Source organism: Microbacterium sp. NPDC055455 (assembly GCF_053619935.1).
This window is the reverse complement of the sequence record NZ_JBSHLB010000009.1, coordinates 55,281-78,842: the sequence shown is the minus strand read 5'-3', so window position 1 is coordinate 78,842 and position 23,562 is coordinate 55,281. Positions and strand designations below refer to the sequence as shown.

The following is a 23,562-nucleotide window of genomic DNA, read 5'->3' as shown; positions in this document are numbered from 1 at the left end:
TCACACCATCGCGGGCACCGGCCGGTCGGGGTACAGCTCCCTCATCGCCCGGTCGTACTTGCGCTTCATCAGCAGGAGATACAGCAGTCGGATCGGCGCCGGGATGTTCTTGTGCATCCACTCGTCCCTCTCCGCCTCCGGGACGCTCGCGATCAGCAGCCCCACCTGAAGCGCCATGATGTCCTTGCCGAGCTCCTTGCGATGCGCGGCGAGGTTCTCGCGGGTGTGCTCCTCCATCCAGTCCCACTCCTGCTGCGAGAGCACGGCGCCCGCGACCGGGAGGATGTCGTCCTCCTCCTGCGCGAGATGCGCGTGCAGCGTGTCGCGGAGCACCTCGATGTCGGCCGCGAGGGCCGCACCCAGGCGCGGGTCGGCGGTGGCGACCCACGGCTCCAGCTGCGGCTCGATGCGCGCGAGCTGGGCCGCCACGTCGGCGTGCTGGGCGCGCATCTGATCGACGTGCAGAGTGCATCCGGGGTCGCGGGACGTCAGCCTGTCCCACAGGGCGATGTCCTCGGTCTCGTGATGCATGTGCAGCGCGAAGAAGTCCAGGTTCGCGTACCGACCGACGATCGCCGCGCGCTCCACATCGCCGGCCTGCACCTCACGCACCAGCATCGGCAGCTGCGTGTACAGCCAGCGGAAGATCCGGTGCACGAGAATCAGGCCCGACGTGTCGCACCCCGCGTGCTGGCCTTCCGGCATCGCTCCGGACGACGGCAGCTTCGTAGCCATGGCGAACCCCCAGTCCCCACCGACCGCGCGCACCGGCCCCACGCCGGGGCGCACAGCCGCACGATACACCCGTCGCAGGGCCGCGCACAGCACCTCGCTCGGAGCGCGGAAAGGCCCAGGCCCCCGCGACGTATCGCGAGGGCCTGGGCCTTCGATTCCGGTGACAGCGGTTGGTGGAGATGGGGGGAATCGAACCCCCGTCCATCGCTGAGTAACTGCGGTTTCTCCGGGCGCAGTCTGTGAAGACGTTCTACTCGGCTCCGACCTTTGTCACAGACACCTAAGTCGACGAGCCCATCCTGATAAGAGTCCCGCGTGGCGCTCAGGCGACGTCACGCAGCAAGATCCCTAGATGACGCCAATACCCGTGACGGGATCAGTCACGGATTGACGGCGTCGGGCTCGCTGCTCAGGCAGCGAGGGCGAACGCGGACTGCTTCTTTTCGGCAGTTATTGGTTTGCAAGGAGCGTTTACGAGATAACCCTGCATCCTCGGCCCGCTTCACGCAGATTCGCAGGCGATGTCGAAACCGATCATCCCCGTGTCCTCGAATCGAGGTGGTTCCTTCTCGCGAAGGGCCGCTGTCACACTGTGGAGTTGCCAACACCCGGGTGCCGAAGCATCCGAGCACATCAGTCTACAACGGATGCCACGCCCCCGCCATTCCCGGCCCCTCTCCACAGCCGCGTACGGTGCGGCCGCTCCCGCCGGTGCCGGGGACGACCTTCACTCGCGCTGTCCGCCTCAGCTGCCGCGGGTGCGGGGCGACAGGTCGGGCAAGGCACGCGTGCCGAAGTCGTGGCGGAGCGCGCTGAGGGCGGCGAACCACCCGGGCAGCCCGTGCACGCCGGGTCCGGGTGCGGTCGACGCCGAGGCGAGGTAGACCCCGGGCATGGGCGTGCGCCACGGGTCGGGGCTGAACACCGGGCGGCCGAGGATCTGCGGGAAGGTCGGTGCACCCGCGGCGATGTCGCCCCCGGGGTAGTTCGGGTTGTGCCGCTCGACCTCACGGGCGCTGCGCGAGCTCGCGGCGACGATCGTGTCGCGGAAGCCAGGAGCGAAGCGCTCGATCTGCCGGATGACCGCTTCCTTCCGGTCGACGGGGCTGCCCGCGGGAACATGCGTGTACGTCCACAGCGTGTGCATCCCGGCCGGGGCGCGGGTGGCGTCGAACAGCGTCGGCTGCGACACGAGCACGTACGGCCGCACCGGCATCCGCCCGCGGTTGACCTCATTCTCGGCCCCCGCCACCTCGGCGCGCGTTCCGCCGACGTGCACCGTGCCGGCGTGGCGCAGCTCGGGATGCGACCACGGCACGGGCTCGCTCAGGGCGAAGTCCACCTTCGCCACGCCGTCGCCGTACCGGAAGCGCCGCAGCGCCCTGCGGTACTTCTCGGGCATGGCATCCCCCGCCATCCGCATGAGCGCCTTGGGTGTGACGTCCAGCACGGTCACGCGGGCGGCGGGCAGCGCCGCCAAGGAGGTGACCTCGTGGTCGAGCACCACCTCACCGCCGTGTGCACGCAGGTCGCCGACCATCGCGTCGATGATCGCCTGGCTGCCGCCGACGGGGATGGGCCAGCCGCGGGCGTGTGCGTACGCCGTGAGCGCCAGGCCGGCGCCCGCCGCGGCGACGCTCGGCTGCGGCAGGATCGTGTGCGCGGCGACACCGGTGAGCAAGGCGGGAGCGACGTCCTGCCGGAAGCGGGCGTTCCACGCGGGTGTCCCCTGCTCGAGGGCGCGGAGGCCGAACGCCACGGCGGTCGCGGGATCCTGCGGCACCTGCAGCAGTGCCGACCCGGTGAATTCGGCGACCTCGGTCGCGCGCGCGACCAGCCCGCGCATGAGCTGCTCGTAGGCGCGGCCGTCGCTGCCGAGGTTGTCGCGCGTGCGGGCGAGGTCACGGTACGCGATGCCGGCGCGCCCGCCGTCCAGCGGATGGCCGAACGAGATCTCGGGAGTGACGAACTCCACGCGGTCGCGCAGGCCGAACTCGCGGAAGAACCGCGACTCGAACGCCATCGGGTGCACCGCGGAGCACACGTCGTGCAGGAAGCCCGGAATCGTGAGCTCGCGGGTCGCGGCGCCGCCTCCCGCCTGATCGGCGCGCTCGAACACGCGCACACGCAGTCCTGCGCGAGCGAGAGTCACGGCGGCCGCGAGGCCGTTGGGCCCCGCGCCGACGATCACGGCATCGAGTTCCTCGCCTCCCGGCCGGGCGCGCGTGCTCACGGCGATGACGCCTCCGCATCCGGAGTCTTCGCGGCTGCCGGCTTCCTGGCGGTCGGCTTCGCAGCATTCGGCTTCGCGGCGGTCGCCGTCGCGCTGGACGACTTCGCAGCGGTCGGTTTCGCGGCGGTCGGCTTCGCGGCCGCCGGTTTCGCGGCCGAGGCCGTCGAGGAGGCGTCGTGCGACTCCTCCCCCGACGCTGCCATCTCCTTCTCGGCCGTCGACGCCGAGGTGCGTCGCGTCGCCCGGCCTTCCGCGAGATACGCCAGCCGATGCAGCGTCTCCTCGTTGCGCCAGTGCAGCGGGATGTCGAGCAGCGGCGCCGGCACCAGCCGCCCGGGACCGGCGACCGCCTCTTCCTGGATGCGCACGACGCACTCCTCGCCGCGGGGCTTGACGTCGATCGTCACGCGCGCCTCACCGATCGGCCAGCCGCGAGCCCGCATCACCATCTTCTGCGACGGCACGTACTCCTCGACGACCGTCTTGTCGTCGAGGAGCACCGGCCAGATGCCGAACGAGTGATGCACCTCGGACCCCGCCTGCGGCCACCGCTCGTCGACCTCTCGCATGCGGGACGCGCCGACGACCCATGCGGGGTACAGCCAGCCGTCGCCCAGCACCTCGAACACGTCCTCCGGCGTGCACTTGAGCACCCTCACGTTGCGGGACATCGCCATGCTCCTGTCGTCGTGGGTCTGCCGTGTGCACGACGATAGGCCGCAGTGGCGGTCGTGCGGAGCGGCTTGCGCCGCGGCCGAGCATGTGGCAGTCGCGGCGGCCACGCCGCCCTGCGGTCGTGCGCGCCCCGACCGTCACGCGAACCCGAGCTCACCTCGCACGATCGAGTCCCCGGAGTGGTCGGGATCGCCGTCCTCCGGCTCCAGTGAGATGTCGACGAGCACGTACTCGCGCAGGTCGATGTCGTCGGGAACCTCGAACACGCCGGTGCTGCCCTTCAGCACACCCAGGCTGACGAGCGCGGAGGCGTCGGCTTTGATCAGCCAGACCTCGCGGAATCCGTCGCCCTGCTCGCCGTCGTCGAGGTCCACCTCGACCTGCCGTTCGCCGTCGGGCTTCTCCACCACCACCGCGGAGCCCGAGGCACCCGGATGGGCGGGGAACGCGTCGAGTGTCGCGGAGGCGAGCTCGACCGGCTCGGGCTGACGCACGAAGTTCCAGGTGCCGACCACGGCGACGATGAGAGCGAGGCTGGCCGCGAGCGCGAACAGGAGACGGATGCCGCGTCTGCGGGTGGCCGGCCTCTCGGCGTCCGGCGCGCGGGGCGCGTCCTCGACGAGAGCGGATGCCGCGCCCGCGGCCCCCGGCATCCCGTCATCCGCATCCGGTGCGGGGCCCTCCGCGGCGCCGAGCTTCACCTCGGCGGCGATGCGGTCCCAGACCCGCTCGGGCGGCGCCTGCAGGTCTCCCAGCGCGACGGTGGACCGGCCCACCACGACGGTGTACTCGAGTTCGGCCAGTTCGAGCGCGCACTCGTCGCACACATCGAGGTGCGCGCGCTCCTCCGCCGTGGCGGTCTCGCCGAGTGCGATCAGCGAGAGACGGTCGGGATCAAGATGCGACATGGCCGACCTCCAATCGACTGCGCAGGCGGGTGAGACTTCGCCGGATATGGCTCTTCACGGTACCGAGCGGCATGCCCAGCCTCTCGGATATCTGCTCGTGTGTGAGGTCGTCGTAGAAGGCGAGCCGCACCACGCGGCGCGCATCCGGCTCCAGCCGGTCGATCTCGTCCGCGAGGAGCAGACGGTCGCCGAGGTCGATCTCGGCGCCGACGACGTCCTCGGGCGTGGTGAAGCGCTGCAGCTCCTGCTGCAGCGCCCGCACGCGGGCGCGCGCCTCCAGCGTGTCGGCGATGCGGCGCCGCGTGATCGCGATCAGCCACGTCGACAGCTTCGCCTTGGCGGGGTCGTACGACCGGCGCGACGTCCACGCCGAGACGAACGCCTTCTGCGTGACGTCCTCGGCGTCGCCGCGGTCGCCGACGAAGCGCAGCGCCATCGTGAACACGACCGGCGACCACCGCCGGTAGATCTCTTCGAGCGCTCGCTCGTCGCCGTTGCGGAAGCGATCGCTCAGCTCCCGCTCGTGCGCCTCTTCCACGCTGTGTCCTCTCATCCTCATCGCGGTCGGCGACGTCGCCGGCTCAGGGGATCGGGGTCGCGATGGCGACCACGTTATCGGCGTACCGCCCGCTCGTGGGGTCGAACGCGCCCCCGCACGTGATGAGCACGAGCGCTCTCGTGCCGGAGCGGGCGAACAGATCGTCCACCGGAAGGTCGGCCTTCGGGTAGTAGGTGACCGACTCGACGGAATAGCGGTGCACGGAGCCCGCGGCATCCGTCACCTCCACGACCTCCCCGGCTGCCAGGTCTCGCAGGCGGCTGAACGGCCCGATCGGGTACGAAGGAGCATCCACATGCGCCGAGATCACGACGTTGCCGTCGGCGCTGGCGGGGTCCGACCCGAACCGGTACCACCCGGCGATGGCCGGATCGACGGGGAGCTCCATGAAGCCCCCGGTCTCGACGCCGACCGGGACGACCGGCACATCGACGTCGGCGGAGGCGACGACCACCCGCGCCGGCGGCTGGGGATCCCGCACGGGCGCCTGGGTGGCCGCCGCGATCGGCACGTCGACGGCGGGAGTGGGGATCGGCGTGGGAGTCGCCGTCACCGTCGATGCCGCCGGTGGCGGGGCGGACTCGGCATCGGCCGAGCCGCACCCCGCCAGCGCGAGGACGACCGCCAGAGCCGTCAGCGCTCCCGCGGTCGCCCTCGCCACGTCGGCCGTCCTCAGCGGTTCGCGCGGGCGCGGACGGCGACGACGGATGCCGCAGCCGCGGCCGCGATCGCCAGCCCGGCGAAGACGAACAGGGACTGCATCATCGCGTCGCGCTCGGCGAGCTGGCCGCCGCTGCCCGAGGGGACCCCGTCAGGAGCCGAGTGCAGACCCGAGATCGTCTGGACAGCGACGGCCAGGTTGTCGTCCTCGAGGCTTCCCCACGCGTACACGATCGTGAGGGCGCCCTCCTCGACCGCGACGTCGGTCGGCCCGAGGACGGGATCGGTGGTGCCGGCGGCGGCGACGGATGCCGAGATGGTGCCGGCCGGCAGGTTCAGCGTGGCCTCATTCGGGTTCGTCAGATCCTCGATCACCGGAGAGCCGCCCGCGAGCACATCCACAGCGGGCGCCGCGGCGACGTGGCGAACGGTCAGGCGACCTTCACCCGCCGCGGTGGCGGCGGTGTCGTTGGTGAACGGCGTCACGGTCGGGTCGCCGCCCTCGTTCAAGTGGGCCACGGCGGTGTAGTTCTTGCCGCCTTCGAGCGTCAGGGTGACTGGTCCGAGCACCGGCGAGCTGTCGTCGGTGGCGTCCGTCGCCGTCAGCGCGACCTCGTACGATCCGGCGGGCAGGTCCAGCGGGCCCGCGAGGTCGCCCGGCTGGAAGTCGTCGATCGTGAGCTCCCCGTTGACGTACACGTCCACGGGCGTGTCGGGGATGCCGTGAAGCACCGAGAGCTGGGCCCCGTCGGCGGTGGCGGCGGTGGCGGGTGCGACCATCAGACCGAGGGCTGCGACGGCCCCGGCGGCGATGCCCGCGAGAATCTTGTTTCGCACGGTGGTCCTCCTTCGTCGGGGCGACCGGTTCGCCGCCCATTGACAGGTGATTCCCGCCGGCACGCCGGTTTGGATGCAGGTGAATGAAGATTTCTCGGCCGATGGCGCGGCGGTGCGTAGAGTCGGCGTCATGAGCGACGTCGTCATCACCGTCCGCGGGGAGCACGAGACCCGCATCGCCCCCGAACGCGCGATCGCGCACCTGACCATCCGCGCCGAGGGACCCGAGAGGGGGGCCGTCGTGGAGCGGATGTCGGCGCTCACCGAGCCGGTACGCGACGACCTGGCGGCGCGCAAGGCCGCCGGCACCGTCGCCGAGTGGACGAGCCAGCGCGTCTCGGTGTGGTCCGAGCGTCCGTGGAACAACGAGGGCCGCCGGCTCGCTCCGGTGCACTACGCCACCGTCGACTTCTCGGTGACGTTCACCGACTTCGCCGTCCTCTCCTGGTGGGCCGGCGAGGTCGCCGAGCGCGAGGGAGTGCAGCTCGGCTGGATCGAGTGGAAGCTGACCCCTGAGACCCGGACCTCCGTGGAGCGCTCCGTGGCGACGGAGGCGGTCGGGGTCGCCGTGGCGCGAGCCGCGGCCTACGCCGGCGCTCTCGGGCTGTCCGACGTCGCCGCGCTCGAACTCGCCGACGTCGGCCTGCTCGACCGCCAGGAACGCCCCGAGATGACGCCGGCGCCGCGCATGATGGTCGCGAAGGCGTCGTTCGCCGCGGATGCCGCGGGCGGCGGCCCCGCCGTGCAGCTGCAGCCTGAGGACATCGTCATCTCGGCCGCTGTGGAGGCGCGGTTCGCCGCACGGTGAGGCCCGGGACTAGTCCCCCAGGCGGTTCCGGGTGCGCATCGCGCGCTCGGCCTCTCGCTTGTCCTCGCGCTCGCGGATCGTCTGGCGCTTCTCGAACTCGCGCTTGCCCTTCGCCACCGCGATCTCGACCTTGGCGCGGCCGTCCGAGAAGTACAGCTTGAGGGGCACCAGCGTGTAGCCGCCCGCGGAGACGGCGTGCGACAGCTTGATGATCTCGTCCTTGTGGAGCAGCAGCTTTCGCGTGCGCTTGGCGGAGTGGTTCGTCCAGTGGCCCTGCGAGTACTCCGGGATGTGCACCGCGTCGAGGAACGCCTCGCCGCCGTCGATGTAGGCGTAGCCGTCGGTGAGGTTCGCGCGGCCTTCGCGCAGTGACTTCACCTCGGTGCCGGTCAGCACGAGGCCCGCCTCGTAGGTCTTCTCGATGGCGTACTCGTGGCGGGCACGGCGATTGGTCGCCACGACCTTCTCCCCGCGTTCTTTGGGCATGGCGACTCCTTATCGGTTGCTGGGCGTATGCGCCGGTTGCTGAGCGTGTCGAAGTGTGCCCCGCGGGCGGTCCCTGAGGACCGACGGCCGCACGGCAGCCTTTCAGTCTACCCCGGAGCGAGCCGCGCGATCACGCGCGGAGCCACCGCCGGATCGCGAATCCCGCCGACAGGGCCGCGAGCCCGATGCCGACCAGGATGAGAACGGGCACCACGAGCCAGGCATCCGCCAGATCGACCCAAGTCGTGACGAAGTCGACCCGGTTGCGCAGATAGTTGTCCACGCCGAAGTGCACCCCCGCGATGACGGCCGCACTGGCCAGGACGGATCCCAGCAGCGCTGCGAACACGCCCTCGAGGATGAACGGCGTCTGGATGAACCGGTTGGACGCCCCGACCAGGCGCATGATGCCGAGCTCCCGTCTTCGCGCATACGCCGAGAGCCGGATCGTCGTGGCGATGAGGAGGACGGCCGCGATGAGCATCAGAGCCGCGATGCCGACAGCGATGTAGGTCGCCACCGTCAGTGCGGAGAAGAGCGGCTCGAGGTACTGCAGCTGGTCCTGCACCTGCTCGACCCCCGCAGTGCCCGTGAACGCCTCGATGATGACGGCCGACTGCGCCGGATCGACGAGCGTGATGCGGAAGGTCTCGTTCACCTGCTCGGGGGTGACGACGCTGGCGTCCTCCTCCCCCACCAGGTCGAGCAGCTCCTCGTAGGCCTGCTGATGGTCGAGGAACACCATGTCGCGGATGAGGGGCGACAGCGCGCTGCCCTCGAGCTTGCCGCGGACCTCCTCGATCTGCTCGGGCGTCGCCTCCCCGTCCGCGCACGTCGCCTCGTTCGTGGAGATCTCGGTGCACATGTAGATCGCGACCTGCGCGCGGTCCACCCAGAAGTCGCGCATCGTCACGATCTGCATCTGCATGAGGATGGCGGCGCCGACGAACGTCAGCGACACGAACGTGACGAGGATCACCGAGATGACCATCGAGACGTTCCGCCGGAGGCCGGTGAACGCCTCCGACATGATGAGTCCGAACCTCATGAGGTGGGCCCCACTTCGTCGTCGGGATCGGTTTCGCCGAGTCCGAGCCGGTCGGCGAGCCCCAGCTCCGCCACCTCGATCTGGTCGATGACGGGCATCGTCTGCGTCTGCGACGGCACGGCCGCGGCGGGAGGAGCGGATGCCTCCCCGGCCGCGGCGTCCTCGCCCACGGGCTCCTCGACCGCATGCTCGAGCGCCTGGGCCTTCCGCAGCTCGTCCGCCGCGAGCGCCGCCGCGGTCGCGGCCGTGGCGGCCGCGACGGCCGCGCTGGCGACACCGGGAGACACGGCATCCGTCTCTCTCGCCTGCTCGTCGTCACCGCGCACGAGAGTCGGGTCGAGGCCCGCCGCGGCGGCGAGCGAGGCCTCGCGCTGGACCTCGAGCACCGCGGTGAGGGCGGCCACGGCGGCCGCGCCGCGCTCGGGCTCCGGCGTGAGGCTGGGCAGATTCGAGCGGTCGCCGTAGCCGCCGTGCCGCTCGTCGCGCACGATCTCGCCGTGGCGGAGCTCGATCACGCGACGCTGCATCTGGTCGACGAAGCCGGCCTCGTGGGTGGCCATGACCACCGTCGTGCCGCCGGCGTTGATGCGGGCGAGCAGCTGCATGATGTCGATGGAGGTCGCGGGGTCGAGGTTGCCGGTGGGCTCGTCCGCGAGCAGGATCTGCGGACGGTTGACCAGGGCGCGGGCGATCGCGACGCGCTGCTGCTCACCACCCGAGAGCTCGTGAGGGAACCGCTTCTCCTTGCCGGCGAGTCCGACGAGGGCGAGCACCTCGGGCACGGCCTGCTGGATGAAGCCGCGTGAGGAGCCGATCACCTGCAGGGTGAAGGCGACGTTCTGGAAGACCGTCTTGGTGGGCAGTAGCCGGAAGTCCTGGAACACGGCGCCGACATGGCGGCGGAAGTACGGCACCTTGCGGTTCGACAGCGTGCGCAGGTCGCGGCCGAGCACGACGACCCGCCCTTCGCTCGGCGTCTCTTCGCGGAGGATCAGCCGCAGGCACGACGACTTCCCCGATCCCGAGGCGCCGACGAGGAAGACGAATTCCCCGCGCTGCACTTCGAAGTCGACATCGCTCAGGGCAGGCTTCGCAGTGCCGCGAAAGCGCTTCGTGACGTTCTCGAACCGGATCATGGCCTAACGAGCCTATGCGGATGACCCCCGGTGCGGTCCAGCGACACCCGAGGCTGAGGCATCCGCCGTCCGCGGACTCCCCCTTCTGTCATCGGATCACGCGCCGCTCGCCCGCCCGACGGAATGTCGTAGGTATGTTCTAATATCACAGCATGACCACCTCGGAACCGGACGGCGCGGCCGACGCCGACCCGCACGCGGGCGTCGAGCATGTGGACGACGTGCCGGTCGATGAAGACGCGTGGGCCGGCGCCGCCGCGGCCGTGCCCGACGAGCTCGACCTCGTGACCGAGGTGGACGACATGATGGCGGTCTTCGCCTCGGAGCGCTTCGTCCGCGTCGACGCCCTGCGGCGTCGCGCACTCGCCGACGAGCGCTACGGCGACGCGATCGCCGCCGTCGTCGAGAGGTCGGTGCGGCTGGAGCTCGCGGCGGCGCTGCGCGTCACCGAGGCCGCTGCGGCGCACCTTCTGGGCATGGCCCAGGCACTCGTGCACCGGTACCCGGCGGTGCTCGAAGCCCTCCACCGCGCCAGGATCAGCGAGCGGCATGCCGAGATCCTGGTCGACGCGCTCGACGGCGTCGAGCCCGATGTGCGCGCCAGACTCACCGAGCGCGCGGCACAGTTGGCCGAGGAGCTCCCCGTCGGCGCGTTCCGCAGACAGCTCAGCAGAATGATCGAGAGCGAGCGCTCGGCGACGCTCGCGGAACGTCACGAGGCCGCTCTTCGACAGCGCCGCGTGGTGGTCGAGCCCGCCGACGACGGGATGGCGTGGCTGCACGCCTTCATCCCTGCAGTGGAGGCACGCGCGATCCAGGGCCGGATCACGGCCATGGCCAGAGTGCTGGGCGCGGCGGCCGATGAGGAGCGCACGCTCGATCAGCGGCGTGCCGACGTGCTCGGCGACCTGCTCGTCGACGGCGACACCGCGGCGCTCGTGCCGGAGGCGCGCGGCATCCGGGCCGCCGTCACCGTCACCGTGCCGGCTCTCGCACTGCTGGATGCGGCATCCGGCCCGGGGGACTCCCCCGACGCGCCGGCGGTGGTCGAGGGCGTCGGGCCGATCACGCTGTCGCGCGCGCGAGAGCTGTGCGGGGGCGCCGACGGCTGGATGCGGGTTCTCACCCACCCCGAGACCGGCGCGGTGCTCTCCGTCGGTCGCGACCAATACCGTCCGCCGCCGGGGCTGAGGCGGCTGGTCCGGTGGCGAGCCGACAGATGCATGGCTCCCGGATGCGGGATCCCGGCCTCCAGATGCGAGATCGATCACACCGTGGCGTGGGAGCACGGCGGCGAGACCTCGCTCGACAACCTGGCTCCCCTCTGCAAGGGCCACCATACGATCAAGCATCACGGCGGCTGGCGGGTCGAACAGGTCGCAGAAGGCGGGGGCGCGCTGCAGTGGACCTCCCCTGCCGGGCGACGCTACCTCGTCACGCCCGAGCGGCGTGTGCCCGTCTTCCGCGCATCGGCCGCCGAGCCTGCCGCACCGTTCTGACGCGGATGCCGCGACCGGCGCGGGTCGGCCCGTCCGGTGCGGTCACCCGTGCCCGGCGGAGTCAGTCGTCGTCGTCCTTGCGCTTGCGCCAGCGGATGCCCGCCGAGATGAACCCGTCGAGATCGCCGTCGAAGACGATCGCGGGGTTGCCGACCTCGTAGCCGGTGCGGAGGTCCTTCACGAGCTGCTGCCCGTAGAGGAAGTACGACCGCATCTGGTCGCCCCAGCTCGCGGTGATGGTGCCGGCGAGCTCCTTCTTCTTCGCCGCCTCCTCCTCGCGCTTGAGCAGGAGCAGGCGGGTCTGCAGCACGCGCATGGCGGCAGCGCGGTTCTGGATCTGCGACTTCTCGTTCTGCATCGACACCACGATGCCCGTGGGGAGGTGCGTGAGCCGGACGGCGGAGTCCGTCGTGTTGACCGACTGGCCGCCGGGACCGGACGAGCGGAAGACGTCGACGCGGATCTCACCCTCGGGGATGTCGACCTCGACGGCCTCCTCCATCACCGGGATGACCTCGACCGCGGCGAACGACGTCTGGCGCTTGTCGGCCGAGCCGAACGGGCTGATGCGCGCGAGGCGGTGCGTGCCGGCCTCGACCGACAGCGTCCCATAGGCATAGGGCGCGTCGACCTCGAACGTCGCCGACTTGATGCCCGCGCCCTCGGCGTACGACGTGTCCATCACCTTGACGGGGTACTTGTGGCGCTCCGCCCAGCGCAGGTACATGCGCATGAGCATCTCGGCGAAGTCCGTGGCGTCGTCGCCGCCCGCGCCGGAGCGGATCGTGACGACCGCGGAGCGCTCGTCGTACTCGCCGTCCAGGAGCGTCTGCACCTCGAGCTGGCTGACGATGTCCTCGAGCTCGGCGATCTCGTGACGCGCCTCCTCGGCGGAGTCCTCGTCGTCCATCTCGTTGGCGAGTTCCACGAGCACGTCGAGGTCGTCGAGGCGCCGCTCCACGTCGGTGACGCGCTTGAGCTCGGCCTGGCGGTGGCTGAGGGCGCTGGTGACCTTCTGGGCCTTCTCGACGTCGTCCCACAGGTCGGGCGCGCCGGCCTCCTCGCTGAGGCGGGCGATGTCGGCGGTGAGTGCCTCGACGTCGACCACGGCCTTGATGTCGGCGAACGTGGAGCGCAGGGCCTGGATGTCGGCGGAGGGATCGAAGTCGAGCATGACACTCCAGACTAACGTGGAAGCGATGACCGATCACGCAGGCGCCCCCACTGCCCGCGACGTGCTGTGGCGGTTCGGCCCGATGATCTACGGCCCCACGGTGCTGTTCGCGCTCGGCGAGGGCGCCGTCATCCCGCTCATCCCCGTGATCGCCGCTCAGCTGGGCGCGGATGTCGCCACCGCCGCCCTCGTCGCCTCGGCGCTCGTCGTCGGGCAACTGTGCGGCAATCTCCCCGCCGGCTGGGCCGTCGCCCGCATCGGCGAGCGTCTCACGATGGCTATCGCCGGGTTCCTCTCCCTCGCCGGTGTCGCCGGCATGGCGCTCGCTCCCTCGCTGGGCCTGTTCGCGACCGCGGTGTTCGTCATCGGGTTCTGCGCCGCCGCGTTCGGACTCGCACGACATTCCTTCATGACCACCCGCGTGCCGCTCGCCTTCCGGGCGCGCGCCCTGTCGCTGCTGGGCGGCACCTTCCGGCTCGGCATGTTCATCGGCCCGTTCGTCGCCGCCGCGCTGCTGGCGCTGCTCGGCGACGAGCGCGCCGCAATCTGGTTCTTCGGCGGATGCCTCGTCGGCACGATCCTCCTGGTGCTGCTGGGTCCCGACCCCGAGAAGAAGTTCCTCGTCCCCGGAGCGCCCGGCGCGGGCGACGGGCGCATGGACACCGAGGACACCGGCGAACCCGTCACGGGCTCGATCCCGATCCGGCGCACCGGTGGCTCGGGCAGCACGCCAGGGCCGGGCACGGGCGTGCTGCGCACCATGTGGCGCCACCGCCGTGTGCTCTCCACGCTCGGGCTGGCCGCGGCATCCCTCTCGTCCGTCCGCTCCGCACGCCAGGTCGTCCTGCCGCTGTGGGGCGTGTCGATCGGCCTGGACGCGCAGACGATCGCCCTCGTCGTCGGCATCTCGGGAGCGATCGACTTCGCGCTGTTCTACGCCAGCGGTCAGGTGATGGACCGCTTCGGGCGCCTGTGGGCCGCCCTCCCGGCGATGCTGCTCATGGGCGCGGGCTTCGTCGCGCTCGCCTTCACGCACGACCTCCCGGACGCCGCGATGTGGTTCGCGATGTTCGCCGCGGTGCTGGGCGTCGGCAACGGTCTGTCCAGCGGGATCCTGCTCACGCTCGGCGCCGACGTGGCACCGAAGACCGAGCCGGCGGCCTTCCTCGGCTCGTGGCGCACGCTCACCGACGCGGGTGGCGCCGTCGCCCCGCTGCTCGTCTCGGGCATCGCCGCCGCGGCATCGCTCAGTGTCGCGACCGGCGTCATGGGCGGGATCGGCCTTCTCGGCGCCTTGGCATTCCTGCGCTGGGTTCCCCGCCACGTCCCGCGGGCGACCGCATGACCGACGTCGTCGCGTTCTGCCGCAGCCGCAACCAAGGCCGGCGCTGCACGCGCCCGCTCGACCATCCCGGCCTGCACCGGCACCGCACGATCATGTGGACGGATGCCGCCGCCGACCCGCCGCGGTGCCCGGGATCCGGCGAGCCGGGCGAGCCCGCCGCAGAACTCGCCGACGGCTTCCCCGACGGCCGCGGGCTCTGCGCGGTGTGCCTCCGCTTCGTCGACCTCGCCGGCGACGGCCGGCTTGTGGAGCACGAGACGACCGACACCGGGGAGACGGATGCCGAGACCCGGCGTCGACGCGACTGGTTCAACGAGCACGGCTGGTAGCCCGGCCGGTGATCACACCCAGCTGCGGCGCACCGCCTCGGCACCGAGCTGCATGCGCGTCGTCACGCCGGCGAGGTCCATGAGCTCGGCCACCCGGCGCTGGACGGTGCGCAGCGAGATGCCGAGCTGCGTCGCGGCCGCGGCATCCGTCACCCCCAGGAGGAGCAGGTGGAGAAGGTCACGGTCGACCGCCTCGCTCGCGGCAGGCGGCGCCGCGACAGGGAGGAACGGCGCCGCGGCCTTCCAGTACTCCTCGAAGATCGACGTCACGAGGTCGAGCAGGCCGCTCGGGTGGATCAGAAGCGCGCCGAATCCGCGGTCTTCGTCCTGCGAGTGCATGGGCACGAGCGCCATCTGGTCGTCGGCGATGAACATGCGCGTCGGCAGCGTCGGGAGCACCCGGATCTCTTCGCCGATCGATGCCATCTCGCGCGCCGCCGTGAGGAAGCCGGGGCGCTCGAGGACCGCGCTCTCGACGATCACGCGATAGCGCACGCCGCGCGCCAGCGCCCTGTCCTCCTCGATGTTCTCCTCGCCGCTGATCAGGGCGATCTCGTTGAGCACGAGCACCCGCACCTGCTCGACCGACGCCGCCTGTAGCTGCGCGACCCGCTGCCGCACGGCGTCATCGCCGATGACGACATCGATCACGTCGGCGACACTGCGCCTCTCGACCGAATGACGGTAGAGATCGCTCAGCTCGACGAGCGCCTGGTGCGCGCGGGTGAGCCCGCGCTCGCGCTCGAGCAGCAGCGGGCGCAGCGAGATCGACGGCGGGGACGCCACGAAGCGGTCACGGCTGGCGGCCTGGCGCGCCAGCAGCCCGAGCCGCTCGAGCTCGGCGACGATCGGCCCGGTGCGCGGCAACGACAGGCCCAGCGCCCCCGCGATGTCGGCAGCAGACGCCGAAGGCTGCTGGAGCACCCATCGATATACCGCGGTGTGAGCCTCATCGAGGCCGAGCGCGTCGAGCACGGTCGCCTTCCCCATGCTGTCCATCGTCACCCGCCGAGCTTGGCGGATGATGGCCATGGCATTTCTCCGCCACCACTTTACGCGCGCCGCCCGAGAAGGTGGGGATGTCAATCCCCGCACACCGAGAGGCTCGCGCATGTCACGACCCCAGCCCTCCGGCCGTCGCCTGCATCCGATCGTCGCCGCCACGAGCGGCGTCGCGATCACGATCGCCGGCGTCGGTCTCACCGGCCTGCCGGCGACCGCATCCCCAGCGGCCGAGGTTCCCCCCGCCTCGGCCGCGTCCGCCGGCAGCAGCCGTACGGTCACCCTCATCACGGGCGACCGCGTCACTGTCACCGACCTGTCGGACGGCACCCACGCGGTCTCCGTCGACACGGCCGTCGACGGTGCGGGGGTCCGCACGTACGAGGCCGCCGGCGACCTGCACGTCATCCCCGATGCGGCGCTTCCCTATCTCGCCTCGGGCGCCCTCGACCAGGATCTGTTCAACGTCTCGCTCCTCGTGGAGTACGGGTACGACGACGCTTCGGTCGACGCCACCCCGGTCATCGTCGAGCAGGATGCGTCCTCGGTCCGCACCTTCGCCGCTCCCGTTCCGGGACTCGAGGTGCAAGCGGAGCTGGAGAGCATCGGCGGCACGGCAGCCACCCTCGGCCACCAGGAGGCGGCGAGCGCGTGGGAGTCGCTGACCGCGCCGAGCGCCCGGAGCTTCTCCACGGCGCCCGCCCTCGCGGGCGGCATCGAGGCCATCCACCTCGACGGCAAGGTGCAGGCGACGCTCGATGGCAGCGTCGGCTACATCGACGCGCCCGAAGCGTGGGCGGACGGCTACACCGGAGAGGGCGTCACCGTGGCGGTGCTCGACACCGGGTACGACGACACCCACCCCGATCTCCAGGGCCGCGTGCTCGACACGTCGAAGAGCTTCGTGCCCGGCGAGGAGGTCGCCGCAGACTCGAACGGCCACGGCACACACGTCGCCTCCACGATCGCCGGCACGGGCGCAGCGAGCGGCGGCACCCACCGCGGGGTCGCCGACGGCGCGGACCTGCTCGTCGGCAAGGTGCTCGATGCCAGCGGCTGGGGTCAGGACTCGTGGATCATCGAGGCGATGGAGTGGGCCGGGCAGAACGCGCCGATCGTCTCCATGAGCCTCGGCTCGCCCGCACCATCCGACGGCAAGGACCTGATGGCCGAGTCGCTCGACCGCATCGCCGAGGAGACCGGTGCTCTGTTCGTCGTCGCCGCCGGCAACGCCGGAGCGGCCGAGACGATCGGCGCGCCGGGATCCGCCGCCGAGGCGTTCACGGTCGGCTCGGTCGACGACCCTTCGGGCGCGCCCTCGTGGTTCACGAGCCAGGGGCCGCTGTCGCGCTCGGGTGCGCTCAAGCCCGACGTCACCGGCCCCGGCAATGACGTCACCGCCGCCCGCTCGGCCGACAGCGCCGGCGACGGCGCCTACATCTCGATGAGCGGCACCTCCATGGCCACGCCGCACGTCGCAGGTGCGGCCGCCCTCCTCCTCGGCGCGAACCCGGACTACACGACCGAGCAGCTCAAGGCGGCCCTGGCCAGCACGGCGGTCGACGTCGGCTACACGCCGTATCAGGGCGGCTCGGGCGTCATCGACGTCGACGCCGCGCTCGAAGCGCCCGTCGTCGCGTCCGGATCCGGCGACTTCGGCATGCTCATGTGGGGCCATGAGCCGACCCCCGTCACGCGTGTCGTCGACTACACGAACCGGACGGATGCCGAGATCACGGTCTCGCTCACGGCGACTCTCTCCGACACCACGCCGGGCGGAAGCGGCGTCCCTCAGCCCCTGTCGACCGGCATCGCATTCGGCGCGCTCACGCTCGACACCGAGACGATCACGATCCCGGCCGGCCAGACCCGTTCCGCGACGATGACGGTGGACCCCGCGAAGGTTCCCGCGGGCACCCAGCTGTCGGGCGTCCTCGTCGGTTCGGTGGACGGCGAGCCTGTCACCCGCACCGCCCTCGGGACGATCGCCGAGGCCGAGCGCTACGACCTCACCCTCACGGCGACCGATTTCGACGGCAACCCCACCACGGCGTACGCGATGCTGTGGGACCCGGCGACCCAGTGGGCGGAGCCCGTGCCCGTCGACGGTGAGACGACGCTGCGCCTCATGAAGGGCGACTACACCGTCATGTCGTTCATGCAGCTCAGCCGCACGCCGGACACGATCGCAAGCGTGCTCGTCGGGAAGCCCACCCTCGCGCTCGACCAGGACCGCACGGTTGCGCTCGACGCGCGCACCGCCGAGCAGATCACGGTCGACGTCGGGCAGGACGGTCTCGCACCGGTGTTCCGCCGCATGGACGTGTCGGTCGACGACTTCGCGGCGAGCGCCACGATGCCGGTGTGGATCGACGAGCTGTGGGCGCAGCCGATGAGCGTCGAGGACGCCGATTTCGGCTTCACGACGCGCTGGCGCCTGCAGAGGCCGCTCCTCGCGCTCGAGGCCGGCAAGGAGTCGCTCGACCTCATCGAGCAGATCGGGTCGACGCTGCTCGACGGCTCGTTCAAGGCTCAGGCCGTGGATGCGGGCAGGGGCAGCGCGCAGGAGTTCGCCGCCGTGGACGTGTCGGGGAAGGTCGCCGTCGTGACCCGCTCCGCAGAGGTTCCGGCATCCCAGCGCGCGGCCAACGCGGCCGCCGCCGGTGCCAGGCTCCTCATCGTCGTGAATGACGGAGACGGCGAGTTCAACGAATGGGTCGGCTCGGAGGACTACACCGCCGACGTCTCCATTCCGGTCGCGGGGATCAGCGGCGTCGAGGGTCGCGACCTGCTGGCCCGCATGGCGTCGAAGAAGGTGACCGTGTCGGCGGTCGGCGTCCCGACATCCGACGTCGTCTACGACATCGCCGAGTTCGCCGACGGCGAGATACCGTCCGACCTCGCGTACGCGCACACCGAGGACGACCTGGCGCGGATCGACACCCGCTTCCACGGCCAGCCCGAAGAGATCGGCGAGTTCCGCTTCGACTTCGTGCCCGGCGCGGAGTTCAGCAGCGGCTTCCCGATGCGCACCCAGCGCGGCACCGAGCGGGCGGAATGGGTCAGTACCGACGGACTGCGCTGGTACCAGGACGCGATGATCACCTCGGTCGGATGGACGATGCGCGACATCAAGCGCACCTACGAGCCGGGTGAGCGCACCGAGGCGGAGTACTACGGCGGCGTCGTGCGGCCGTACATCGCCACGGGCTACTGGGTGCCATACCTCGCGTCGGACTACGGGCAGATCAACATTCCGAGCTGGGCCGACGGCGGTGACTCCGCACACACCGGCGCGTTCGACACGTGGCTCGAGCCGTCGACGGTGCAGCAGCTGACCGACGTCTACCTCGACGGGGAGCTCTTCCGCCAGGTGGAGCACCAGGGAGGGAACGTCTTCGACCTGCCCGACGGCGAGCACGACTGGCGTGTGGTGAACACCGCCACGCACGACGGCTCGCACCTCGCGGGGTCGACGAAGACGGTCAGCGACTGGACGTTCCGTGCGTCCACGCAGCAGGGCGACTGGGACTACCGGCTGCTGCCGATGATCCAGGCGTACTACGCAGTCGACGTCAACGAAGGCAACCTCGTCGGCGAGGGTCGCCGCAAGGGGTCCGCCATCCCCCTGGGGCTCGAGCTCGGGCATGTGGCGGGCACGGCTCCGGCCGGCGCGATCACCGAGGCGACGCTCGAAGCGCGCACGTCCGGCGGCGAGTGGGTGCCGGTGACGCTCACCGCCGCGGAGACGGATGCCCCGACCGGCGCCGTCGACCACGACGGTGGCATCTTCGTCGAGTCCCGCGCCTGGGTCAGCGGCTACACCGCCCAGGTGCCGGTGCCAGACAGGGGCGGCTGGGTCGACCTGCGGGTGACCGCGAAGGATGCCGAGGGCAACACGTTCTCGCAGGAGATCGAGCGCGCGTTCGAGGCCACGCCGGCCAAGGGCGCCCGCTGACACGGCATCACCCAGCAGCACCCTGACACGACGATCGGCCCCGCTCCGACGAGCGGGGCCGATCGGCCTGTGCAACCTCGTCAGTCCGGCATTACGGCTGGACGAAGTTGTTGTTGATGGTCAGCGACGAGACCTCCTTGCAGCTGGCGGCGATGTCATCCTGCGCCAGGTTCGTGCTGTCATAGCTGACACTCCACGAGTACGACCCGCTGGCGGTCACAGCTGTCGAGTTCGACGTCGACACCGTGGTTCCGTTCCCGGTTCCCGGACCGCTGACCGGGACGTCGACCGGACCGTAGACGATCGTTCCCGTGCAGTCGGACGAGTTGTACAGCGTGAACCTCGCGTTGCCTGCAAGGTTGCCGCCCGCAGCCGCCTTGATCGTGGCCGAGTCGTTCGGGACCCACCGCTGTGCCGTGGTCATCGTCGACGGGACGGTGTTCACCACAACCTCCTCAGCCGAGACGTTGCACGTGCCGTTGTTGTGGCTGGTGCCGTTGGTGTTCGTCGTGCTGTCGGAGTAGACCGCTCCCCACTGGTAGGTGCCGGCGACTGTCGGCGTGAACGAGACGCTGTAGACGTTGGTCGGCGAGCTGTCGCCGTTGACCGTCACCTCCGTCGCGCTGCCCGCCACCGCGACGCAGCTCGTGGCCGTCTTCGTGTAGAGGGTGAAGGTGATCTTGCCGCCCGCTGCTGTCCGCGGCGGCACCGTCGTCGATGGTTGCACGGTCTGGATGACCGGGTTCATCGGCTGAAGTGCCGTGCCCGACAACGTCGCGGTGTCGGTGACCGCGTTGCCCAGCACCACATCGGCACCGGCGCTCGTGGTCAACGTCGGCGTGACCGGGTTGACGACGAAGCACTCTCCCGCACTCGAGTCGCTCGATCCGGAGATGCCGTTGGTCGCGTTGCCGTCGTCATAGACCGCCCGCCAGCAGTATCGACCGGCGGAGGTCACATATGCGGTCGGCGATACGACCGTGAACGGGTACGAAGTAGCCGTGACGGCCGTGGACCCGATCGACGTGCCCCCGGACGTACAGGTTCCCGTGTCGAGCTTGCACAGCGAGAACGCCACGGTTCCTCCGGGCGTGCCGCTGGTTGCACCGACCAACGACACGGTTGCCGAGTCGGTCACCGCCAGGACGCCGTTGGTCCCGATCGACGCTCCTGTGGCCGGAACCGGCGTCTCGCCATCAGCGAGCATGGGGGTGGTCATCGTGGTCGTCGTGCAGTTGCTGATCGGCGGGATCGTCTCAAGGATGGTGTCCTTGTAGTCGGCGGTGTCCGAGTTGCCGGTCACGGTGCTGGGAATGCTGTTCGCGAACGACAGGCACTGGAGCACCCCACCGAAGATGGTGTCGGTCAGGTTGACCGCCGCTTCGCCGAAGAATCCGTCCTCACTGATGGCGGCTTGCGACACCGCGGCGGTGAGAGCGACCGGGGGACCGAGCACCAGGTTCGGCGCTGTGCCGCTCCAGACCCGGAGCACCATGTCGAGCCCGCCTCCCTGCTGATCCCAGAGGATCATGAAGTCGCCGGGAACGGCGGGCGTGGTTGCCGTCGCTGCCGCGCCTCCCTGTCGATTGGCCCAGGGGTTGCAGGTGTCGATCAGCTGCTGCTGGGTGGCCGTCTCGTAGGCGCATGCCGCTGGGGCGGCGTTCCGCATGAACTCGTAGGCGATGAAGCCGCTGCCCGTGCTCTTGTCCCGCTCCCACGCGAAGTAGAGCCAGTCCTTGCCGCCCTCACGCTTGATGTCGAGCCACGCCTGGCGCAGGTCCACCTGTGCGTTCGGGTTCGTGGTGCCCAGGGTCGGCACGGCGTCCTTGTGGATCACGCCGATCTTCGTCGTGTTCGAGTTGAGCGGTCCCAACTCCTGAACATTCCCTTCGTCGTCATCGAGGTTGTTGGCGACACCGGCGTCGGGAATGGTCCCGCCGAGGGGATCCGTGGGCATGCCGGTGATATCCCATGGACCGTCGGCGGCGGTCGCAGGACTTGCGCCACCGATCAACATCGCCAAGACGAGACAGCTCGTCGCTCCGGCCGCGAGTATGCCGCGGCGCTTGTTCCTGGACATGGACGTCCCCTTTCCCCAGGCCATTACGGGCCTTACGCTAGGAAGTGCGTGGGGATACGACCATCGGGTGAACCCGCACCCGGGTTTGGGGAAACCCCCTAGGGTGGTCTGTCTCAAGCGAGAGGCGCGCGATTCGGGGAGGAATCGTGGGCGAGGAAGATGAAAAGGTGTTCGCGCTGGTGGTCGCTGGGGATCACGTGCGTGACGACTATGTGCATCTGCTGCACAGACTGGGGCTGCAGTCCGCCGCGTTCGCGAGGGCTCTGGACGCGGCTGCCTGGCTGAACGGGCAGGCGCCCGCCGTGGCGATCCTCGAGGTCGAGGACGGGGGGTGCAGCTTCCTTCGCGAGCTTCGTGATCGCTACGGACCCGACATGCCGGCCGTGCTCGTCTCGGCCGACCGCATCACGCCGGCCGACGTCGTGGCAGGGCTCCTGGTCGGCGCCGACGACTACGCCGCGGAGTCGATGGACGCCGAGGAGTTTCTGGCGCGCGTCCGCCGGCTGATCGAGCGCACGAAACCCGCGCGCAACGCCACCGCCGACCTCCGCCGTCTGTCGGCTCTGAGCCGTCGAGAGCGCGAAGTGCTCACCCTCACCACCGAAGGATTGAGTCAAAAGCAGGTCGCTGCCGCGATGGGCATCAGCATCAAGACCGTCGGCGCGCACATGCAGAACCTCCTGGCCAAGCTGGGGGTCCACTCCCGAGTGGAGGCCGTCGCGCTGGCCGCGCGTGCCGGCGCGACCGCCGACGAGTGAGGCCCCGGGGTCGCCGCGTCAGCGGAGCGCCGTGCGGCTGGTCGCCGTGGCCTCCAGCCCGAGGCCGTCCGGCACGAACGGGGCGATGAGGGGCGGATGCCACACCCCGGCCACGGTGACCCGCGCGGACACGCCGTCCGGGGTCGACGCCGACACCAGCCGCGCACTCCCGCCGATCTGATCCATCATCAGCTGGGCCTCGCGACGCACGCCGTCGTCGTCGAGCAGCGCGACGGGTTCACCATCGACCACCGACAGCTCGAAGCCGTCCGCAGCGGCGAGGACCGCGGCATCCGCCACCGCATCCAGCTGCTTCTGCGCGAGATACAGGCTGGTGGCGGCCGTGCACACGAGGATCACCGCGATGGCGAGCACGCCGTAGCCCAGCGTCAGCAGGAGCACGCTGCCCTCGTCGTCGGGGTCGCCGGCCCGACGGCGAATCGCGAGGGCCGCCCGCCACCGGCCGGTCATCCTCCGCTCCAGAAACGCGAGACCTTGTGGGCGGCCGACGCCTCGACGGGAACCGCGGCGATGCGATCCAGGCCGAGCACCGGCGGCACCAGAGGGAGTGAGACGGTGGTGCGGACCGTCACACGCAGCATCGCCCCGGCACGGGGACAGGATGCGCCCTCCGGCGCGCACGCGATCGCGAGATCGACCTCGGCGAGGTCGTACTCGTCCGAGACCGCGGCGACGACGGCATCCGCCCGCTGCCGGGCGTCGGCGGCATCCGCCGCCGTCGACACCGCCCGCGCCACGTGCCGCGCGGCCGCCTCGGCACCGAGGCTCTGACCCTGGATCATCCCCAGCGCGACCACGAGGTAGACGAGCGGAACGAGCATGAGCAGGCCGACGAGGATGAACTCGAGCGCGGCCGACCCGCGCTCCCCGTCGTCATCAGTCGAAGGATTCGACCGGCGCATGCGCCGTCACCTCCAGGGCACGCGGGGCTCCGAGCAGGCCGAGGAGCGGCAGCGTCGCAGCGACCCGGACCTCGACGGCGTCATGGCCGAGATCGGAGGTCTCGCGCACGGCGACGTCGCTCGCATACCCGGCGCCGACCGTGCGGGAGACGATCTCCCGGGTGCGCTCTGCGCCGTCCTCGAGCGTCGTGTCGGCGAGTGCCGCATGGTACGCACCCTCCACCGCAGCATCGTGGATGACGTTGCGCACGTACACCGCCAGGCCGAACTGCAGCACACCGAGGGTGAGGACGGTCAGCAGCGTCCCCACCAGCACGAACTCGACCGGGCTGGCACCGGCGTCGTCGCGGAGCTCCGCGGCCAGCCGGGCACGCAGGCCCGCCGTCGCGCGGGCGGCCACGAGACGCAC

At 70.7% G+C, this 23,562-nt stretch carries 22 protein-coding genes and 1 other RNA gene; 6 read left to right on the top strand and 17 right to left on the bottom strand.

Annotated features, from left to right (window positions below; genetic code table 11):
* The 8 genes from ACWGUG_RS17670 to ACWGUG_RS17635 form a co-directional block, all read right to left on the bottom strand.
* Positions 1 to 735, bottom strand: a complete 735-nt coding sequence (locus ACWGUG_RS17670) for a hemerythrin domain-containing protein (RefSeq protein ID WP_336396841.1) — start codon at positions 733 to 735, stop codon at positions 1 to 3.
* Between the two features lie 171 nt (positions 736 to 906).
* Positions 907 to 1,277, bottom strand: a transfer-messenger RNA (tmRNA) gene (ssrA, locus tag ACWGUG_RS17665).
* Between the two features lie 203 nt (positions 1,278 to 1,480).
* On the bottom strand, positions 1,481 to 2,968 hold the full coding sequence (locus ACWGUG_RS17660; protein ID WP_452325382.1) for a phytoene desaturase family protein: 1,488 nt from the start codon (positions 2,966 to 2,968) through the stop codon (positions 1,481 to 1,483).
* Entirely contained in the window at positions 2,965 to 3,639 is a 675-nt protein-coding gene (locus ACWGUG_RS17655; RefSeq protein ID WP_452325381.1) for an SRPBCC family protein, read from the bottom strand. The genes ACWGUG_RS17660 and ACWGUG_RS17655 overlap by 4 nt, the downstream gene beginning before the upstream one ends.
* A gap of 141 nt (positions 3,640 to 3,780) precedes the next feature.
* Positions 3,781 to 4,551: an anti-sigma factor gene (locus tag ACWGUG_RS17650; RefSeq protein WP_452325380.1), complete on the bottom strand. Its 771-nt coding sequence runs from the start codon at positions 4,549 to 4,551 to the stop codon at positions 3,781 to 3,783.
* Positions 4,538 to 5,089 (bottom strand): RNA polymerase sigma factor, encoded by a 552-nt coding sequence (locus tag ACWGUG_RS17645; protein ID WP_336396833.1) that lies wholly within the window; start codon positions 5,087 to 5,089, stop codon positions 4,538 to 4,540. Before ACWGUG_RS17645 ends, ACWGUG_RS17650 begins: the two co-directional genes overlap by 14 nt.
* A 43-nt stretch (positions 5,090 to 5,132) precedes the next feature.
* Positions 5,133 to 5,771 (bottom strand): class F sortase, encoded by a 639-nt coding sequence (locus tag ACWGUG_RS17640; protein WP_378883210.1) that lies wholly within the window; start codon positions 5,769 to 5,771, stop codon positions 5,133 to 5,135.
* Between the two features lie 11 nt (positions 5,772 to 5,782).
* Positions 5,783 to 6,607 (bottom strand): DUF4397 domain-containing protein, encoded by an 825-nt coding sequence (locus ACWGUG_RS17635; RefSeq protein WP_336396831.1) that lies wholly within the window; start codon positions 6,605 to 6,607, stop codon positions 5,783 to 5,785.
* A 130-nt stretch (positions 6,608 to 6,737) separates the two neighbouring features.
* Between ACWGUG_RS17635 and ACWGUG_RS17630 the strand changes: the two genes are divergently transcribed.
* A complete protein-coding gene (locus ACWGUG_RS17630; RefSeq protein ID WP_336396830.1) occupies positions 6,738 to 7,415 on the top strand; it encodes an SIMPL domain-containing protein in 678 nt (225 codons plus the stop codon).
* Between the two features lie 9 nt (positions 7,416 to 7,424).
* Here the strand turns inward: ACWGUG_RS17630 and smpB are convergent, their stop codons facing one another.
* The 3 genes from smpB to ftsE form a co-directional block, all read right to left on the bottom strand.
* The gene (gene smpB / locus ACWGUG_RS17625) at positions 7,425 to 7,901 is read right to left on the bottom strand and encodes an SsrA-binding protein SmpB (RefSeq protein WP_336396829.1); all 477 of its coding nucleotides are present in this window, start codon (positions 7,899 to 7,901) and stop codon (positions 7,425 to 7,427) included.
* A gap of 130 nt (positions 7,902 to 8,031) precedes the next feature.
* The gene (ftsX, locus tag ACWGUG_RS17620) at positions 8,032 to 8,949 is read right to left on the bottom strand and encodes a permease-like cell division protein FtsX (protein ID WP_336396828.1); all 918 of its coding nucleotides are present in this window, start codon (positions 8,947 to 8,949) and stop codon (positions 8,032 to 8,034) included.
* Positions 8,946 to 10,085, bottom strand: coding sequence for a cell division ATP-binding protein FtsE (gene ftsE / locus ACWGUG_RS17615; RefSeq protein WP_452325379.1), 1,140 nt, complete (start codon positions 10,083 to 10,085; stop codon positions 8,946 to 8,948). Before ftsE ends, ftsX begins: the two co-directional genes overlap by 4 nt.
* Before the next feature lie 152 nt (positions 10,086 to 10,237).
* Between ftsE and ACWGUG_RS17610 the strand changes: the two genes are divergently transcribed.
* Entirely contained in the window at positions 10,238 to 11,584 is a 1,347-nt protein-coding gene (locus ACWGUG_RS17610; protein ID WP_452325378.1) for a DUF222 domain-containing protein, read from the top strand.
* Between the two features lie 61 nt (positions 11,585 to 11,645).
* On the opposite strand, the gene prfB is transcribed toward ACWGUG_RS17610, so the two are convergent.
* A complete protein-coding gene (prfB, locus tag ACWGUG_RS17605; RefSeq protein ID WP_336396825.1) occupies positions 11,646 to 12,758 on the bottom strand; it encodes a peptide chain release factor 2 in 1,113 nt (370 codons plus the stop codon).
* Positions 12,759 to 12,783: 25 nt separating this feature from the next.
* Here prfB and ACWGUG_RS17600 point away from each other — a divergent pair, with 25 nt between their 5' ends.
* Entirely contained in the window at positions 12,784 to 14,103 is a 1,320-nt protein-coding gene (locus ACWGUG_RS17600) for an MFS transporter (protein WP_452325377.1), read from the top strand.
* Positions 14,100 to 14,432: a hypothetical protein gene (locus ACWGUG_RS17595; RefSeq protein ID WP_452325376.1), complete on the top strand. Its 333-nt coding sequence runs from the start codon at positions 14,100 to 14,102 to the stop codon at positions 14,430 to 14,432. Before ACWGUG_RS17600 ends, ACWGUG_RS17595 begins: the two co-directional genes overlap by 4 nt.
* A gap of 12 nt (positions 14,433 to 14,444) precedes the next feature.
* Here the strand turns inward: ACWGUG_RS17595 and ACWGUG_RS17590 are convergent, their stop codons facing one another.
* Positions 14,445 to 15,422 carry a transcriptional regulator TrmB gene (locus tag ACWGUG_RS17590; RefSeq protein WP_452325375.1) on the bottom strand — a complete coding sequence of 326 codons (978 nt, stop codon included), beginning with the start codon at positions 15,420 to 15,422 and terminating at the stop codon, positions 14,445 to 14,447.
* A 121-nt stretch (positions 15,423 to 15,543) separates the two neighbouring features.
* On the opposite strand from ACWGUG_RS17590, the gene ACWGUG_RS17585 reads away from it, so the two are divergent.
* Positions 15,544 to 19,392: a S8 family serine peptidase gene (locus ACWGUG_RS17585; protein ID WP_452325374.1), complete on the top strand. Its 3,849-nt coding sequence runs from the start codon at positions 15,544 to 15,546 to the stop codon at positions 19,390 to 19,392.
* A gap of 91 nt (positions 19,393 to 19,483) precedes the next feature.
* Here the strand turns inward: ACWGUG_RS17585 and ACWGUG_RS17580 are convergent, their stop codons facing one another.
* On the bottom strand, positions 19,484 to 21,349 hold the full coding sequence (locus ACWGUG_RS17580; protein ID WP_452325373.1) for a hemagglutinin: 1,866 nt from the start codon (positions 21,347 to 21,349) through the stop codon (positions 19,484 to 19,486).
* A 269-nt stretch (positions 21,350 to 21,618) separates the two neighbouring features.
* Here ACWGUG_RS17580 and ACWGUG_RS17575 point away from each other — a divergent pair, with 269 nt between their 5' ends.
* On the top strand, positions 21,619 to 22,230 hold the full coding sequence (locus ACWGUG_RS17575) for a LuxR C-terminal-related transcriptional regulator (RefSeq protein WP_452325372.1): 612 nt from the start codon (positions 21,619 to 21,621) through the stop codon (positions 22,228 to 22,230).
* A gap of 18 nt (positions 22,231 to 22,248) precedes the next feature.
* Here ACWGUG_RS17575 and ACWGUG_RS17570 read toward each other — a convergent pair whose 3' ends face one another.
* The 3 genes from ACWGUG_RS17570 to ACWGUG_RS17560 are packed head-to-tail and all read right to left on the bottom strand — an operon-like array spanning position 22,249 to position 23,562.
* A complete protein-coding gene (locus ACWGUG_RS17570) occupies positions 22,249 to 22,701 on the bottom strand; it encodes a pilus assembly protein TadG-related protein (RefSeq protein ID WP_452325371.1) in 453 nt (150 codons plus the stop codon).
* Positions 22,698 to 23,153 carry a TadE family protein gene (locus ACWGUG_RS17565; protein WP_336396819.1) on the bottom strand — a complete coding sequence of 152 codons (456 nt, stop codon included), beginning with the start codon at positions 23,151 to 23,153 and terminating at the stop codon, positions 22,698 to 22,700. Before ACWGUG_RS17565 ends, ACWGUG_RS17570 begins: the two co-directional genes overlap by 4 nt.
* A complete protein-coding gene (locus ACWGUG_RS17560) occupies positions 23,128 to 23,562 on the bottom strand; it encodes a TadE/TadG family type IV pilus assembly protein (protein WP_452325370.1) in 435 nt (144 codons plus the stop codon). Before ACWGUG_RS17560 ends, ACWGUG_RS17565 begins: the two co-directional genes overlap by 26 nt.